Source organism: Sphingorhabdus pulchriflava, assembly GCF_003367235.1.
GTDB lineage: Bacteria > Pseudomonadota > Alphaproteobacteria > Sphingomonadales > Sphingomonadaceae > Sphingorhabdus_B > Sphingorhabdus_B pulchriflava.
On record NZ_QRGP01000001.1, the window covers coordinates 920,379 to 936,123 of the forward strand.

Annotated in this window: 15 protein-coding genes and 1 tRNA gene; 11 read left to right on the plus strand and 5 right to left on the minus strand. The window is 58.8% G+C overall.

Features of this window, described 5'->3' with window-relative positions; genetic code table 11:
- Nucleotides 1-3 precede the first annotated feature (3 nt).
- Complete coding sequence (locus DXH95_RS04670) at nucleotides 4-1,017, minus strand: SPOR domain-containing protein (RefSeq protein WP_115548253.1); 1,014 nt, start codon at nucleotides 1,015-1,017, stop codon at nucleotides 4-6.
- Between the two features lie 241 nt (nucleotides 1,018-1,258).
- On the opposite strand from DXH95_RS04670, the gene DXH95_RS04675 reads away from it, so the two are divergent.
- From DXH95_RS04675 to DXH95_RS04685, 3 genes are read left to right on the plus strand one after another with little or no spacing between them, the layout of a single operon-like run.
- Nucleotides 1,259-1,975 carry a ParA family protein gene (locus tag DXH95_RS04675; protein ID WP_115549404.1) on the plus strand — a complete coding sequence of 239 codons (717 nt, stop codon included), beginning with the start codon at nucleotides 1,259-1,261 and terminating at the stop codon, nucleotides 1,973-1,975.
- A gap of 21 nt (nucleotides 1,976-1,996) precedes the next feature.
- Nucleotides 1,997-2,608 carry a hypothetical protein gene (locus tag DXH95_RS04680; RefSeq protein WP_115549405.1) on the plus strand — a complete coding sequence of 204 codons (612 nt, stop codon included), beginning with the start codon at nucleotides 1,997-1,999 and terminating at the stop codon, nucleotides 2,606-2,608.
- Nucleotides 2,609-2,639: 31 nt separating this feature from the next.
- Nucleotides 2,640-3,989 carry an SPOR domain-containing protein gene (locus tag DXH95_RS04685; RefSeq protein WP_115548254.1) on the plus strand — a complete coding sequence of 450 codons (1,350 nt, stop codon included), beginning with the start codon at nucleotides 2,640-2,642 and terminating at the stop codon, nucleotides 3,987-3,989.
- 39 nt (nucleotides 3,990-4,028) lie between these two features.
- Here the strand turns inward: DXH95_RS04685 and DXH95_RS04690 are convergent, their stop codons facing one another.
- From DXH95_RS04690 to DXH95_RS04705, 4 genes are read right to left on the minus strand one after another with little or no spacing between them, the layout of a single operon-like run.
- Entirely contained in the window at nucleotides 4,029-5,246 is a 1,218-nt protein-coding gene (locus DXH95_RS04690; RefSeq protein ID WP_115548255.1) for a dihydroorotase, read from the minus strand.
- The gene (locus DXH95_RS04695) at nucleotides 5,243-6,238 is read right to left on the minus strand and encodes an aspartate carbamoyltransferase catalytic subunit (RefSeq protein ID WP_115548256.1); all 996 of its coding nucleotides are present in this window, start codon (nucleotides 6,236-6,238) and stop codon (nucleotides 5,243-5,245) included. The genes DXH95_RS04690 and DXH95_RS04695 overlap by 4 nt, the downstream gene beginning before the upstream one ends.
- Before the next feature lie 48 nt (nucleotides 6,239-6,286).
- Nucleotides 6,287-6,745, minus strand: a complete 459-nt coding sequence (gene ruvX, locus DXH95_RS04700) for a Holliday junction resolvase RuvX (protein ID WP_115549406.1) — start codon at nucleotides 6,743-6,745, stop codon at nucleotides 6,287-6,289.
- The gene (locus DXH95_RS04705; RefSeq protein WP_115549407.1) at nucleotides 6,742-7,854 is read right to left on the minus strand and encodes a DUF3089 domain-containing protein; all 1,113 of its coding nucleotides are present in this window, start codon (nucleotides 7,852-7,854) and stop codon (nucleotides 6,742-6,744) included. The genes ruvX and DXH95_RS04705 overlap by 4 nt, the downstream gene beginning before the upstream one ends.
- Nucleotides 7,855-7,993: 139 nt before the next feature.
- Here DXH95_RS04705 and gatC point away from each other — a divergent pair, with 139 nt between their 5' ends.
- From gatC to tig, 8 genes are all read left to right on the plus strand, one after another.
- Nucleotides 7,994-8,281 (plus strand): Asp-tRNA(Asn)/Glu-tRNA(Gln) amidotransferase subunit GatC, encoded by a 288-nt coding sequence (gatC, locus tag DXH95_RS04710; RefSeq protein ID WP_115548257.1) that lies wholly within the window; start codon nucleotides 7,994-7,996, stop codon nucleotides 8,279-8,281.
- Nucleotides 8,281-9,765, plus strand: a complete 1,485-nt coding sequence (gene gatA / locus DXH95_RS04715) for an Asp-tRNA(Asn)/Glu-tRNA(Gln) amidotransferase subunit GatA (RefSeq protein ID WP_115548258.1) — start codon at nucleotides 8,281-8,283, stop codon at nucleotides 9,763-9,765. The genes gatC and gatA overlap by 1 nt, the downstream gene beginning before the upstream one ends.
- A 1-nt stretch (nucleotide 9,766) precedes the next feature.
- A complete protein-coding gene (gatB, locus tag DXH95_RS04720; RefSeq protein WP_115548259.1) occupies nucleotides 9,767-11,239 on the plus strand; it encodes an Asp-tRNA(Asn)/Glu-tRNA(Gln) amidotransferase subunit GatB in 1,473 nt (490 codons plus the stop codon).
- 131 nt (nucleotides 11,240-11,370) lie between these two features.
- Nucleotides 11,371-12,111, plus strand: a complete 741-nt coding sequence (locus tag DXH95_RS04725; protein ID WP_115548260.1) for a hypothetical protein — start codon at nucleotides 11,371-11,373, stop codon at nucleotides 12,109-12,111.
- Nucleotides 12,108-13,280, plus strand: coding sequence for a M48 family metallopeptidase (locus tag DXH95_RS04730; protein ID WP_115548261.1), 1,173 nt, complete (start codon nucleotides 12,108-12,110; stop codon nucleotides 13,278-13,280). Before DXH95_RS04725 ends, DXH95_RS04730 begins: the two co-directional genes overlap by 4 nt.
- The gene (locus DXH95_RS04735; RefSeq protein ID WP_115548262.1) at nucleotides 13,277-13,897 is read left to right on the plus strand and encodes a hypothetical protein; all 621 of its coding nucleotides are present in this window, start codon (nucleotides 13,277-13,279) and stop codon (nucleotides 13,895-13,897) included. Before DXH95_RS04730 ends, DXH95_RS04735 begins: the two co-directional genes overlap by 4 nt.
- Before the next feature lie 104 nt (nucleotides 13,898-14,001).
- Nucleotides 14,002-14,086: transfer RNA gene (locus DXH95_RS04740), tRNA-Leu, on the plus strand.
- Between the two features lie 88 nt (nucleotides 14,087-14,174).
- The gene (tig, locus tag DXH95_RS04745; RefSeq protein ID WP_115548263.1) at nucleotides 14,175-15,683 is read left to right on the plus strand and encodes a trigger factor; all 1,509 of its coding nucleotides are present in this window, start codon (nucleotides 14,175-14,177) and stop codon (nucleotides 15,681-15,683) included.
- The last annotated feature ends 62 nt before the right edge of the window (nucleotides 15,684-15,745 follow it).

Below are 15,745 nucleotides of genomic sequence, written 5' to 3' on the forward strand. Positions count from 1 at the left end.
GCCTTAAGGGGCAACGACGATGCAGCCTTGGCCGACGACTGCTGCTTTTACCTTGCTGCACATCGCCTCGGCTTCGCCTCGGCTGGCGAATGGGCCGGCTTGCAGGCGCTTGACCTGACCGGCAGGGATCAGGCTGTGCGCGTAGGCGGATAGACCGCCGACTTTACTTTGCAGTCCGCTCCACAATTTGGTGGCGTTCGCATCGCTGCCAAAGGCGCCCAATTGGATGCGCCATTTACCTGCAATTGCAGGGGCAGCAGCGACTTTAACGGGCTTTGCAGGCGCAGCAGGCGCTTCGCCGTTTATCGGAGCAACAGTGCCGGGAAAGCCCGGGGCGGTCCCGTCCGGATAGGAACCGGGTTTTGAAGCCGGAACAGCGACCTTTGTCGCCACCGCAACCGGTGGTTTGGTGTCGATCGGGAATCCGGCAATCTGCTGGGTGCGGATCTGGCCCGACTTCTTTTCAATTTCGCCCGCCAGTACAATGCCCCGCTGGCGTTGTTCGAGCGGAATATATTTGTCCATTTCGGCCAAGCTGCGCGACGCGGGCGCCAGCCCTGACGCCGAAGCACGGGTCATATAGGCATAGGCCCCGACCCAATCCTTTTGCAGATGGACGCCATTGAACAGTTCGGTTGCCAGCAAATATTGCGCACGCGGATCGCCGCGTTCGGATGATGCCTGCAGATAGGGTAGCGCGGCCACCACTTTGCCCTGATAGTGCAGCAGATGACCATAGCTGTCAGAGGCTTGCAAATGACCTTGCTTGGCCGCCTTGGCATACCATTCGGCTGCAATGTTCAGGTCCTGCTTGACACCGCGGCCCAGCTTATAAGCTTGCGCCATATTGAATTGTGCGTCGGGATCGCCCTTGGTTGCAGGATCGCGCCATTGCTTGACCGCTTCCTTGAATTCGCCCCGGCTCCAGGCATCGACACCATCTTTGACATCGGCCAAAGCAGGCGCGGACATGGGCAAGGCGAGAGCTATCAGGCAGGCAGGGAGCAGGCGGCGCATAACGTTCTCCGGTCGTAAGTTGCCTGTGCACCTAATCGATCAATGCTGCAAAATGGTAAATGCAGATAGTGAAACCCTTAACCCTGAATTTACATTTACAAACAGATATCCGGTCCCCGCATACAGGCAGTGCTGCTGCGGGGCTGCCAATTCGGACAGCGGATTTTCCACTTCAGCGTTAACCGATTTTTAGCCCTGTTCTGTCACATCCCCTCCAAACAGCTTGCAAAAGGGGAAAAATGTGAGGGTTCTCGCATTGGCATCACAAAAAGGCGGATCGGGCAAAACCACTTTGTCCGGCCATCTTGCCGTTCAGGCGCAATTGGCGGGTGCAGGACCGGTAGTCCTGATCGACATCGATCCGCAAGGATCGCTTGCTGACTGGTGGAATGAACGTGAAGCCGATCTGCCGGCTTTCGCCCAGACCACCGTCGCTCGCTTGGCGTCGGATCTTGCGGTTTTGCGTCAGCAGGGTTTCAAGCTGGCCGTTATCGATACGCCGCCTGCGATCACTATGGCGATCCAGAGCGTGATCTCGGTAGCAGAGCTGATTGTCGTTCCGACCCGGCCGAGCCCGCACGATCTTCGTGCTGTTGGTGCCACAGTCGATCTGTGCGAACGCGCAGGAAAGCCGCTGATCTTCGTGGTCAATGCCGCTACTCCGAAAGCCAAGATTACCTCCGAAGCAGCAGTCGCGCTTTCACAGCACGGCACCGTTGCGCCGATTACACTCCACCATCGCACAGACTTCGCCGCTTCGATGATCGACGGGCGCACGGTTATGGAGGTCGACCCGCAAGGCCGTTCCGCAGAAGAGGTCCGACAGCTGTGGGCTTATATCTCGGATCGTCTCGAGAAGAATTTCCGTCGCACTGTGTTCAGTGCACCCGCCGCTGCCAATCCGCAGGTCGCCCAGGCACGCCCCATGGGCGGCTTTGGTCGCCGGGTAATTGGCTAAACGGATTTGGGGGCGATGAACATGACTGAACCAAAACCGATAGCCTCACTCTCCTCCGGCTTGCTGGCACGCAAAGGGGCTGCGCGCCCTGCAATGCGTCGCCAATTGATCGGCAACAATAATGGCGTTGCGGCAACGGGCTCAATTCAGGACGACTGTGGTTGGAATGACATGGGCTATGATATGGGTTATGATGTCAATCCTGACCCCACCGCACCGATGGATTATGAGCATGACCAAGGATTTAATCCGCTGGCCAATGCCGTCCCCGAGGTGAAGCCTGAAGTCAAGCAGCAACAAGAACGCATTGCGGAACAATTGCAGGTTCAAGCTGAAGAAATGGGCGTGGTCGAACATGAGGCACCGTCTGCACCGGTGGTCCAGATTGCGGCACCCCGTCCGGTCGTTGTCAAGGCACCGGTTTCCAAACAGCGCGCCGCACCCGGCAGCAAGGAAAAGTCGGCGTTCACATTGCGGCTCGATGGTGAACGGCATCTGAAACTTCGTCTGGCCTGTGCCGTCAGCAATAAGTCTGCCCAGCAACTGGTCACGTCCGCACTCGACGCATTTATCGAAGCCATGCCGGAGATTTCGGCTTTGGCCGCCCATGTCCCGGGCAAGAAACAGGCATGATTGCCGCCCAATCCAAGTTTGAGGTGAAGCCATGAATAACAAAATTCTCGTAAAGCTGGCCTTGTCGACCGCGGTGGTCGGATTCACTGCAATGGGTGGGGCAGCGGTTGTCGCGTCAAGCGCGTCGACGCAGGTTTCATCTGATGCATCGGCAAAAAAGGCACATAGCTGGGCCATCAAGGCTGAAAAGCTGCTGGCCAAGGGCAAGGTCGACAAGGCGTTGTCTTTTGCTGAAGCCGCTGTTGGTGCCGATATGCAGAACCGCGAATATCGCGCACTGCTTGCCCGCATTTACATGGCCCAGGGCCGCTTTGTTGCTGCAGAACGCACCTATACCGATGTTATGGATTTGGGTCAGGTCGACCCGCGCACGGTTATTAGCGTTGCTTTGACGCGGATTGCACAAGGTAAGGTCGACTCGGCTATTTCGCTGGTCGATGCAAACCGCTCAATCCTTCCCGCGAGTGACTATGGCCTTGCTTTGGCGCTAGCTGGTGACAGTAAGCGTGCAGTCGACGTTTTGGTTGAGGCCATTCGCGCTGATAACTCCAGCGCGCGGACCCGCCAAAACCTGGCACTGGCCTATGCACTTGATGGTCGCTGGCGCGATTCCCGCGTGATGGCGTCGCACGATATGCCGCAGCATATTGTTGATGATCGTATCACCGAATGGGCACAATATGCGCGGCCGGGTGCCTATCAGGTTCGTGTTGCCGGTCTGTTGAACGTCCAGCCGCAGGCGGATTCTGGTCAACCCGTCCATCTCGCTTTGAATGCGATGTCGGACGCACCCAAAATGGCTGCCGCCGAAATCTTTGCCGAAGAAGCACCCGTCTCGATTGCGGCAGCTGCTCCTGCTGGTGAGCTGGCAGCAGTTGGGCCGGCGCCTGTCGCGATCGGCTTTGAAGAAAACGACGTGCGCGTTGCCGAAGCGAGCGTGCCAGCGCCGGTTTACGAAGCGCCGCTGATCAAGGCTCCGGAAGGCCCGGCAAAGGCTGTAGAGGCTGCACCCGCTCCGAAACCGGTAAAGTTGGCCCTGTCGGATACACCGACCCCTGCAGCCAAAGTCTCGGGTAAGTATCTGGTCCAGCTCGGCGCTTTCTCCTCCGCCGCAAACGCTCAAAAGGCGTGGAGCCAATATAGCCGCAAACACAAGGTTCTGGGTGGATTTACCTCGGCAAGCTCAACGGTAACTGTAAAGGGCAAGTCGCTGACCCGTCTCGCGGCTGCCGGTTTTGGCAACTATCAGGCGGCGAACGCAGCTTGCCGCACAATCAAGGCTTCAGGTGGCGATTGCGTTGTCAAATCGGTCGGCGGGTCGTCACCCGTACGTATGGCAGCAAAGCCAGCGCGCAAGCCGGTGAAAATCGCCGCGCGTTAATCGCTACAAAAATCAATAGGGTTGCTGAAGGGCGGCGGATCAGATGATCTTGCCGCCCTTCATGATTTTGCGCACCCGCCCCTGAACGGGCAGTTTGTCGAACGGCGTATTGCCGGCAAGCGCCGCCATCTTGTCGCTATCGACCTGCCAGGGTGCATCGGGATCGATGAAGATCAGATCGGCTTCGCGACCGATTTCGATCGCGCCCGCATTGACCTTCAATATCTTTGCCGGATTGGTGGCGAGTAACTCGAACAGGCGGCCCATAGAGATATGCCCGTCGCGCACCAGATTGAGCGTCAAGGCCAGCAGCGTTTCCGCACCCGCCATCCCTGGGGCTGCATCGGCAAAAGGCAGGCGCTTGTCTTCAGGGCCGCGCGGGTCGTGGCCGGAGGCGATAACGTCGATTGTCCCGTCGGCGACTGCCGCGATGCAGGCCAGACGGTCCTCTTCGGAGCGCAAAGGCGGTGATAGACGCGCAAAGGTACGGAAGCCGGTAAGCGCGGTGTCAGACAGGAACAGGTGCGCCGGTGTGATGCCGCAACTGATGCCGAGGCCCTTGTACTTGGCCGCACGGATAAGGTCGAGCCCCGCCGATGTCGTAACCTGGCGGAAATGCAGATGTGCTCCGCTTTCGGCGGCCAGCGCCAGATCGCGTTGGATCGCCAATGTTTCAACTGTGGGCGATGCGCTGGGTAGCCCCAACAGCGTCGCATTGAGACCAGTGGTCGCAACCGCATTGCCAGCCAGACCAGCATCCTCACTATGCACGAACAGCGGCAAATCCAGCATCGCGCAATAGCGCATCAGCCTCAGCATCACGCCTGAATCAGCAATCCAGCGCCGCCCGGTCGCGACACCGAGCGCTCCAGCATCCTTCATCAGAGCGATTTCTGCCATATGCTGACCGTCGAGATCCTTGGTTGCCGCCGCGAGGGGGTGCACCCAGAAATCGGGCTTGCCCTTGCGACCTGCAAAACGGATCGTGGCCGGGTCATCATGGACCGGCGATTGGTCGGGCATCAGAGCGGCGCGGGTGATCCCGCCAAAGCGGAAGGCGGGTTTGTCGGTGGCGAAGACGCCAAGGTCGATAATGCCGGGGGCGACGATCAGGCCGTCTGCGTCGATCCGTTCGCCAAGTGGATCCGCCTTGCCAACCTGCTCAATGCGCTCTCCCGAGACATGCAGATGCGCGGTTTCAGGGGTTGCTTTGCCGGGGAGGATGACCTGGCCGCCGAGAATATTGGTGCCGCTCATGACCAACCCTCCACGCCGCGCGCCCTTCGCGTCAATATGTCTAGGCATGCCATGCGCACAGCGACGCCCATTTCGACCTGTTCGGTAATGGCGGAGCGCTCAAGGTCGTCGGCGATGTGGCTGGCGATTTCTACGCCGCGGTTCATCGGGCCGGGATGCATGACCAGCGCATCGGGCTTGGCCAGCGCCAGCCGTCGCGAGTCGAGCCCGTACAGGTGGAAGAATTCGCGCGGGGAGGGGATGAAGTCGCCCTGCATCCGTTCATTTTGCAGGCGCAGCATCATCACCACATCACTGCCGGGCAGGGCGGCATCGAAATTGTTGAACGCCTCAACGCCAAAGCTGGCTATGCCTTCGGGCATCAGGGCAGGGGGGGCGACAACGCGTACTTGCGCGCCGAGTGTCGTCAGGCTGATCATGTTCGAACGGGCGACTCGGCTGTGCAAAATGTCGCCGCATATGGTGACGACCAATCCGTCAATTCGTCCCTTACGGCGGCGGATCGTTAGCGCGTCGAGTAAGGCCTGCGTCGGATGTTCATGCGTGCCGTCTCCTGCATTGAGCACCGGGCAATCGACCTTTTGCGAAATCAGATCGACCGCGCCTGAACTGCCATGGCGGATGACGATGGCGTCGGCGCGCATCGCGTTCAGTGTCATCGCCGTATCGATCAGCGTTTCACCTTTTTTGGTGCTCGATTGCGCGACATGCATGTTGACGACATCCGCACCTAGCCGCTTGCCGGCAATCTCGAACGACAGCAGCGTGCGCGTGCTGTTTTCGAAAAAGGCGTTGATGATGGTCAGCCCGCGCAGCCGGTCATCGCGTTTCGTGGCGCCAGAGCGGTTGAGCGCGACCCATTGCTCTGCCTCGGAAAGGATGAACTCGATTTCCCAAGGCTGGAGCCCGGCAATGCCCAGCAAATGCCGGTGCGGGAAGGCGGCGGAACCTGCTGGAAAGCGGCCCGGTGAAGCTGTTGGTGGCGATGTCATTAAAGCCAGTGCCTTAGGCGGGTTGGCGCTGACTATCAAGCGATCAGTTCACGCAACCAGCGCATCAATCGCACCCTGCAATATATGCGCTGCTGCTGCGCTATCGATCCGTTCGGCGCGTTTGGCACGGCTGAGGTCGGCTTCGATCATGAAGCGTTCGGCGGCAGCTGTCGACCAGCGTTCGTCCCACAACAGGATAGGCAGGCCAAGGTCGAGAATGTTGCGGGCAAAGGAGCGGCTCGATTGGCTGCGGGGGCTTTCGCTGCCGTCCATGTTGATAGGCAAGCCGATGACGATGCCTGCGGTCGGCCTGCTCGCCATGACAGCCTCTAGTCGGGCCTTGTCTTTCGCGAATTTGCTGCGCGTGATCAGTTCGCCGGGTGAGGCAAAGCTCCAGCCCGCATCACAAAAGGCAGTGCCGATGGTCTTGCTGCCAACATCCAGCCCAATCAGCACGCCGCCCGCAGGTAAAGCGTCGCGAAATTCCGGGGCGGAGGTTGTGATCACCGCGCCAGAAATTTCTGCACCCTCCACAAGGCATCCGCACGGACATTCGCCCAGAACAGCGGGTAGTCATAAACGTGATAGTTGTTGCCCGGCAGCACATAGGGGCCCAATTCAGGCGGGTCGCCGATCAGCAGGAAGCCACGCTGGTCGCAGCGGGCAGGGATAGCGGCCTTGACCAGTTCGCCGGTCTTCATGTCGTCCGATGGCTTGAGCGTCCCCAGATTGGCCTCGACACCTGCCTCTGCCGCTGCCCCGCCGGTCAGTGGGTTGGTGCACAACATGGTGGTGTTCGCGCGCGACTGGCCGTTGAAGCCGGTGGTCGAATCATAAACCTTCAGGATGCGCTCATATTCGGCGGGTTCGGCAAAGCTCTGCCATGCCAGGATGCAGCCGGTCTGGTCGGGTGAGGTGCATGCGGGCAAGCCCATTTCGGGTAGGTCGGTTTCGATCGAGACCGGCCAGCCGACCGCATAAGCCGCGACGATGCGCTTGGCGATTGGTTTGCCCGCGACACGGTCTTTCAACAGGTGCGTCAGGTGCAGAGCGCCCTGACTGTGGCCCGCGAGGATGATCGGGCGATCCTTCTGCACCTTGGCGACAAAATCGTCGAAGGCGAGGAGGACATCCTGATAGGCGGCGTCGAGCGCCTGTTGCCCTTCGGGCTTGTCGGTCAGGAAAGCCCCAATGGCCGCCTGGCGATAGCGCGGGGCCCAGATTTCGCCCGACGCCGCAAAGGGAGAGGCGAGCCCCTGCAGGAACAGTTTCGCCCGATCCTGCGACAGCTTATCGTCCAGAGGCGCGTTCCAGTGCGTCTTTTCCATATAGGAGGTCGGGTGGATGAAGAAGATCGCGGCGGAACCCGGAACCTCGATTTTCTCCGCGCCGACTGGCTGCCAGCTGGTCACATTTTCCGCACCACTTCGCCCGCGGGCAAACCACATGGCGGGATCGTCATAGATGTTGGTGGCAAAAGCCTTTTGCTCTTCAAACTCGGTCGTCGGGACGAAAGCGAACTCGGTGAGTTCCTTTTCATAGATCCGGACAACAAAGCCGCCCGCGATCACCAGAGTGATAATGGCAGCGATAAGGTAAAGGAATTTGCGGGCCACGTTCGGGATTTCCGTTTGCTTTGTACTTTGCGCGGCATTTAGCCGATTGGAAAAAAATAGCACCGGATATTTGAACGCAGGCTGAAAAGCGCAGCTTTGGCGGTTGATGCTGCGACTGCACAATGCTAGCGGCACCCTCATGTCAGTCGATAAAGATACCGTGAACAAGATCGCGCGGCTCTCCCGCATCGCGATCAGTGACGAAGAAGCCGACAAGATGGTCGGGGAGCTGAACGGCATCCTCGCCTGGGTCGAGCAATTGGGTGAGGTCGATGTTACCGGCGTTGAACCGATGACCGCCGTCATCCCCAATCATTTGCGCCTGCGCGACGATGTCGTCACAGATGGCGATGTGCGCGAAAAGGTGCTCGCCAATGCGCCCGCCCGCGAAGGCAGCTTCTTTGGCGTGCCGAAGGTGATCGAATAATGACCGACTTGACCAAATTGGGCGTAGCAGCCATCCGATCGGGCGTTGCCAATGGCGAATTCACTGCAGTTGAGGTTGCCGAAGCCTTCAACGCAAATGTTGCCGCCGCAAAAGTGCTCAACGCCTTCATCGTAGAAACCCCGGAAAAGGCAATCGAAGCGGCAAAGGCCGTCGATGCTGACCGCGCCGCTGGCAAACCGCTGGGCAAGATGGCCGGCGTGCCGATTGGCATGAAGGATTTGTTCGCCACCGAAGGCGTGCAGACCACCGCGGCGAGCCATATCCTCGAAGGCTTTGTGCCGACCTATGAATCGACCGTTTCGGCCAATTTGTGGAAGGCCGGGGCAGGGATGCTGGGCAAGCTGAACCTTGACCAGTTCGCTATGGGTTCATCGAACGAGACCAGTTATTTCGGCAATGTCGTTTCGCCCTGGCGGCGCAATGACGGCAGCAATGCCGCGCTTGCACCGGGTGGATCGTCGGGCGGTTCGTCGACCGCGATTGCCGCGCGGCTGTGCCCGGCGGCGACCGGTACCGACACCGGCGGTTCAATCCGCCAGCCGGCGGCCTTTGTCGGCATCAGTGGCATCAAGCCGACCTATGGCCGTTGCAGCCGTTGGGGCATTGTCGCCTTTGCCAGCTCGCTAGATCAGGCCGGGCCTATGGCACGCGATGTGCGCGACTGCGCGATCATGCTGGAGGCGATGGCGGGCTTTGATCCGAAGGATTCGACCTCGCTCGACCTGCCCGTGCCCGAATGGGAAGCTGGCCTGTCGGGCGACCTGCGTGGCAAGAAAGTCGGTATCCCCAAGGAGTATCGCCTCGATGGCATCGATGAAGACATCGCGAAAATGTGGGACAATGGCATCGCATGGCTGAAAGATGCGGGCGCCGAGGTTGTCGATATCAGCCTGCCACACACCAAATATGCGTTGCCCGCTTATTACATCATCGCTCCAGCCGAGGCTTCGTCAAACCTCGCCCGCTATGATGGCGTGCGCTATGGTCTGCGCGATCTGCCCGATGGCGCTGGCCTGCAGGATATGTACGCCGCGACCCGTGCCGCCGGTTTCGGTGCAGAGGTGCGCCGCCGCATCATGATCGGCACCTATGTGCTCTCCGCCGGTTTCTATGACGCCTATTACACGCAGGCGCAAAAGGTCCGCGCGTTGATCGCCCGTGACTTCGACAATGCGTGGAAGCAATGCGACCTGATCCTCGCCCCGACCGCGCCAAGTGCGGCTTTCGGCCTAGGCGAAAAGACCAGCGATCCATTGAGCATGTATCTGAATGACGTTTTCGCTGTGCCTGCCTCACTGGCCGGATTACCTGCCATGTCGGTGCCCGGCGGCCTCGACAAGCAGGGCCTGCCGCTCGGCCTGCAAATCGTCGGCAAGGCGCTCGACGAACAGAGCGTGTTGAACGCAGGTCTGGCAATCGAGGAACGTGCCGGATTTACGGCGGAAGCGGAGAAGTGGTGGTAATATGAGCGAATACCGCATCCAGGGCGTAACCGGTGAGTGGGAGGTCGTGATAGGCCTTGAGGTCCATGCGCAGGTTACTTCAAACGCCAAGCTTTTTTCGGGCGCTTCTGCTGCTTATGGCGGCGAGCCGAACAGCCATGTCTCGCTGGTCGATGCCGCAATGCCGGGCATGCTGCCTGTGCCCAACCGCGAGTGCATCCGTCAGGCGGTGCGCACCGGCATGGCGATAAACGCGCAGATCAACAAATGGTCGCGGTTTGACCGTAAGAATTATTTCTACGCCGATTTGCCGCAGGGCTATCAGATTTCGCAACTGTATCACCCGATCGTGGGTGAGGGCGAGATTGAGGTCATTCTCGACGAGAAGGACGCCAACTCCCCGCGCAAGACCATCGGCATCGAACGCATCCATGTCGAACAGGATGCGGGCAAGTTGATGCACGATCAACACCCGACCATGTCCTATGTTGACCTGAATCGTTGCGGCGTGGCGTTGATGGAAATCGTTTCGAAGCCAGACATGCGTTCTCCTGCCGAAGCTGGGGCTTATGTAAAGAAGCTCAGGTCAATTCTCCGCTATGTCGGCTCGTGCGACGGCAATATGGAAGAAGGCTCGATGCGCGCCGACGTGAATGTCAGCGTGCGCAAGCCCGGTGCTGAATTTGGCACGCGCACCGAGACGAAAAACGTCAACAGCATCCGCTTTGTGATGCAAACTATCGAGGTTGAGGCGCGGCGTCAGGTAGATCTGATCGAGGATGGCGGCACGGTGGTGCAGGAAACCCGCCTGTTCGACCCGAACAAGATGGAAACCCGCTCGATGCGCTCCAAAGAGGACGCGCATGATTACCGCTATTTCCCCGATCCGGACCTGCTGCCGCTCGAACTTGACGATGCGTTTCTGGAGGAATGCCGTGCGTCGTTGCCCGAACTGCCCGACGCCAAGCGCGCGCGGTATGAGAATGAACTTGGCCTGACGGCTTACAACGCCGCAGTGCTGACCGCCGAAGCCGAAACTGCCTTCTGGTTCGAAGACCTGCTGAGCCACGGCGTCGATCCCAAACAGGGTTCAAACTGGCTGCTTTCCGAATTGTTCGGGGCACTTAACAAGCTCGGCAAATCACTCGACGAAAGCCCGGTCAGTCCGGCACAGGCGGCGGAATTGCTTAAGCTGGTAGCCGACGGTACGATTTCGGGCAGCATCGCCAAACAGGTGTTCGAGATCATGCTTGAAACCGGGCAAGGTGCCGCTGCGATTGTGGAGGAAAAAGGCCTCAAGCAGACCAGCGATACCGGTGCGATCGAAGCCGTGATTGCCGAAATCCTCGCCAACAATCCGGGCCAGCTCGAACAATATCGTGGCGGCAAGGAGCAGTTGTTCGGCTTCTTCGTCGGCCAGACGATGAAGGCGATGCAGGGCAAGGCCAATCCGGGCGTGGTCAACGAATTGCTCAAAAAGGCGCTCGCAAGCTAGTTTCAGAGGCATTGGTAAAGCTTTAACGGCGCGCTTTGTAACCTCTTATACCTGTGCACGATTCCAGCTTGCATCGCGGTTTCGTGCGCGCGAAATAAGGGGAGCGGCGATATTCGCCGTCAGGAGTGTACATGGCGCCGAAATATCTGTTTGCCGCGATGCTGGTTGCGATTTCCGCAACGGCATCGGCGCAGGTTCCAGCGCCCGTCATCACCGAGAAATTTGCCGTTCGCGAAGGCTTTGCCTTTCCAAGCGATGCACCTGTACGCATCCTGATCTTCCGTCCCGACATCAAGGTGGGGGAGCAGACCACCGCCGGGCTTTTCCAGACCAATGCCGAATGGAATTCGGCTGCGCGGAGAGAACTGGCCCGGGCGCTGCAGACAGCGTACCGCGCGCGCGGGCTGGAAGCCGTGATGCACGCGACAGACAGTGATCAGGACAGCAAAATCCTGGCCGATTATCGGGCCCTTTTCCGTGTCGTGGTCAGAAGTGCTATCCGGCACAAATTGTTCGGCAGCGAACCCTTGCCTGGCAAGGTAGGCAAGTTCGACTGGAGTCTGGGCAATGGAGTGTCCCAGATAGCGCCGGAATCGAATGCAGATTATGGAGTATTCCTGTTCAGTTATGACGGATTTGAATCGCCGGGCAGGAAGGCTGCGCAAATCGTCGCATCACTAAGAGGCGCGCGGGATACTGGCGGGCCCCACCTTGGTTATGCCGCGCTGGTTGACCTGAAAAATGGCGATCTTCTGTGGCTGAACGTCGACCTGAAAACCGTGGGCGATGTGCGCACAGCCGAAGGCGCTGTGCAGCGGGTTGAACAGCTTTTGGCCGGATTTCCAAAAAAAGCTGGCGGGGTTACGCCATGATCCGTCAGGCCATGATCGGCGCAATCGCCATCGCCGCTTGGACAGCACCGTCGGCGCACGCGCACATTGCGCCATCAGCCCCGCAAATGATGCCAACTTCTATTGGCTATCAGCCAAATGACGCCGTTGAAAAGGGCTTATGGCTCGAAATGGACGAAGCCGAACGGCAAATGCGGACATCGAAATTTCTGGTCGATGACCCGGAGCTCATCGCCTATCTGCAGCGCGTGCTATGCCGGGCTGTGGGCAAGGACAAATGCGGGGCTGCGCGCATCTATTTAATGCGGACACCGCATTTCAACGCGGCCATGGCACCCAATGGGATGATGATCGTGTGGAGCGGATTGCTGCTTCGCGTTCGCAACGAAGCCGAACTGGCGACGGTCCTCGGCCATGAATTTTCGCATTTTGAAAAGCAGCACAGCCTGAAATCCTTTCGAGACATCAAAGCCAAATCGGATGCGGTGGCCTGGCTGGGCTTTGTTCCCGGCGGCATTTTTGCCCAGATCGGACTGATGGGTTCGGTTTTCCGTTTCAACAGGGAGATGGAGAAAGAGGCGGACATGGCCGCGCTCGAATACTTGAGCAGCAGCGGCTACGACCCCATGGCTGCTTCGCAGATATGGGAGCAATTGCGTGGCGAAATGGAAGCACAGGCGAAAGCCGACAAATCTGTAGCGAAAGAAGCAGAGAACGACTTTTTCTCCTCGCACCCCAACACCAAAGACCGAATGGAATATTTGCGCTCTGCCGCGAAGCGGAAAGCGCCCAACAATGAGAACGGAGCGGACCGTTATCGCGAAACTATTGCACGCTGGTGGCCGCGCCTTATCGAAGATCAAGTCAAGCTGGGCGATTTCGCGTCGACCGAATATCTCTTGGCCAGCCTGGCTCGAGGCCAGTGGACAGCAGATTTGCTATATGGCCGGGGCGAATTGTACCGCGCGCGAGGTAAAAAGGGCGACTTCGAGGCTGCCGAGGGATTTTACCGGCAGGCGATTAAAGCCGACGCCAAACTTGCTGAAAGCTGGCGCGGACTTGGACTTGTGCTGCTCCGGCAAGGCAAGGCCGTTGAGGGACGCAAGATGCTCCGCCAATATCTAACCATATCGCGCGTTGCCGGCGACAAGGCGATTATTGGGCTGATGGCGCAGGAGCCGGCAAAATGAGGCTGGTGCCGATGGCCATATCCTTATTCGCTCTCATCGGATTGTCGGTGCCCTTGGCTGCGGAGTGGAAGTCGGTGGCCGCAAATCAAGATGTGCGCGTCGCAGGCAAGCTGATGCTGGCAACTCCAGGGGAGGGATGGAACACATCGACCGCCCGGCCGTCGGATCGCAGCGAACGCTGGACGCGTGACGGTCTTGCGTTGAATGAACTGACATTCTTCGCTGGTGTGGCCGATGGAGAGGCGCTGTATTTCGTCCCGGCGGGTATTTCCAAAGATTTGCCCACGTTCCGCAGCGGCATGCTGCCGACCGATGTTGTCGAACTATTCGAAGCCTCCAACCGGATCGTGCTTGGATCGTCGGTCTTTGCTGTCGACAATATGGAGCCGGCCAAACTGGGTGACCATGATGCGGTGCGCTTTTCCTACAGATACGCCGCGCAAGATGAGGGGTTGACGCGAAAAGGCGAGGGGGTGGCGGCCATCGTTGGCGGGCAACTCTATCTCGTCAACTTCATAGCCCCGGCAGTGCACTATTTTGAGCGCGACATTGCCGAGGTTCGGCAGTTGATAGCGGGCGTGCAACTTCACCCTCCTAAAGCTGCAGAGCCCAAATAACGGGCCGTCGCGAAAGCCGCCAATCCTGCCGTTTTCGGCACTTGCCCTTGACCGACTTTGCCGTTAGAGGCACCCGACCGCACGGCCAATACGGGTGTGGCGGAGCGGGCGTGGCGGAATTGGTAGACGCGCTGGTTTTAGGTACCAGTATCGCAAGATGTGGGGGTTCGAGTCCCTTCGCCCGCACCAGTTCACAAGCGCCCGGCTTCCCAGCCAAGTCCGTCCACAGATTTTTGACGCGCAAATCTGCGCAGAGTTGAGGATTAGAGTTTTAGTTATGCAAGCCCAGGAAACCCAGAATGAAGGCCTGAAGCGGGCCTATCGCCTCACCGTCACCGTTGCCGATATCGAATCGCGGATCGACGCCGAAGTGCAGAAAATCGCGCCGCAGGTGCGTATGCCCGGCTTCCGTCCGGGCAAGGTTCCAGCGAACCTCGTCAAGAAGATGCACAAGGATGCGTTGCTTCAGGAAGCGCTGAACACATCCATCCAGGAAGGCGTCCAAAAGACGATCACAGACAACAAGCTGCGCCCGGCAACCCAGCCGCACGTCCATCTTGATCATGATTATGCGCCCGGTAAGGACGCTGTCGTCGATTTCCACTTTGAAATCCTGCCCAGCATCCCCGAAGTGAAGATTGAAGGCCTGTCGCTCGAACGTCTGACGGTTGAAGCCGAAGGTGCGGAAATCGATGCTGCGCTGGAACGTCTTGCATCGGGTCACAAGAATTTCGAAACCGCTGCGAAGAGCCATAAGGCTGCGACGGGCGACGTCGTTGTCATCGATTTCGAAGGCAAGGTTGATGGCGTTCCGTTCGACGGCGGCAAGGGTGAAGGCATGTCCGTCGAGCTCGGCTCGGGCCAACTCATCCCCGGCTTTGAAGACCAGCTGGTTGGCGTGAAGGCCAATGACAGCAAGGTCATCAAAGTCACTTTCCCCGATGATTATGGTGCCAAGGAACTGGCTGGCAAAGCCGCAACCTTCGACATCGTTGTCGGTGAAGTGAAGAAGCCCGTTGAAAGCAAGGCAGACGACAGCCTTGCCCAGGCTTTCGGCCTTGAAAGCCTCGACAAGCTCAAGGAGCTTATGAAGATTCAGGTTGAGCAGGAACTGAACGGCCTGACCCGGACCTATATGAAGCGCCAGTTGCTCGACCAGTTGGCTGCCGACCATGATTTCGAAGTTCCGCCCTCAATGGTTGAGGCCGAGTTCGAACAGATCTGGTCGCAACTGGAACAGGAAGCTGACCGCGAAGAAGATCCCGAAGCCGCCCGCAAGGAAATGGAAGCCGAGCGCGAAGATTATCGCGACATTGCCGTCCGCCGCGTGCGCCTCGGCCTGCTGCTTTCTGAAATCGGCCAGGGTAATGGCGTCGAAGTCAGCAATCAGGAAATGCAGATGCTGGTAACCCAGGCGTCGCAGCAATATCGCCCTGAAGACCGCCAGCGTTTCGTGCAGTATCTGCAGGAAAACCCCATGGCGGCTGCACAGCTTCGCGCCCCTCTGTTTGAAGACAAGGTTGTAGACTTCCTGTTCGACAAGGCCATCGTCAGCGAAAAGACCGTGACACGCGCCGAACTGGAAGCCGCGATCGAAGCTGAGCCTGAAGCAAAACCTTCAAAGAAAGCTCCGGCAAAGAAGGCTGCTGCCAAGAAGGAAGCTGTACCCGCCAAGGAAGAAAAGCCTGCAGCGAAAAAGGCCGCCCCGAAAAAGGAAGCTGCCAAGGATGAAGGCGAAAAGCCTGCCAAGAAGGCGCCTGCCAAAAAGGCTGCTGCCAAGAAATAAAATGCATCTCCAGCCGCTTGGCAGATAGAACCAAATAGTAAGAGCCCGGCAATCACTTGCCG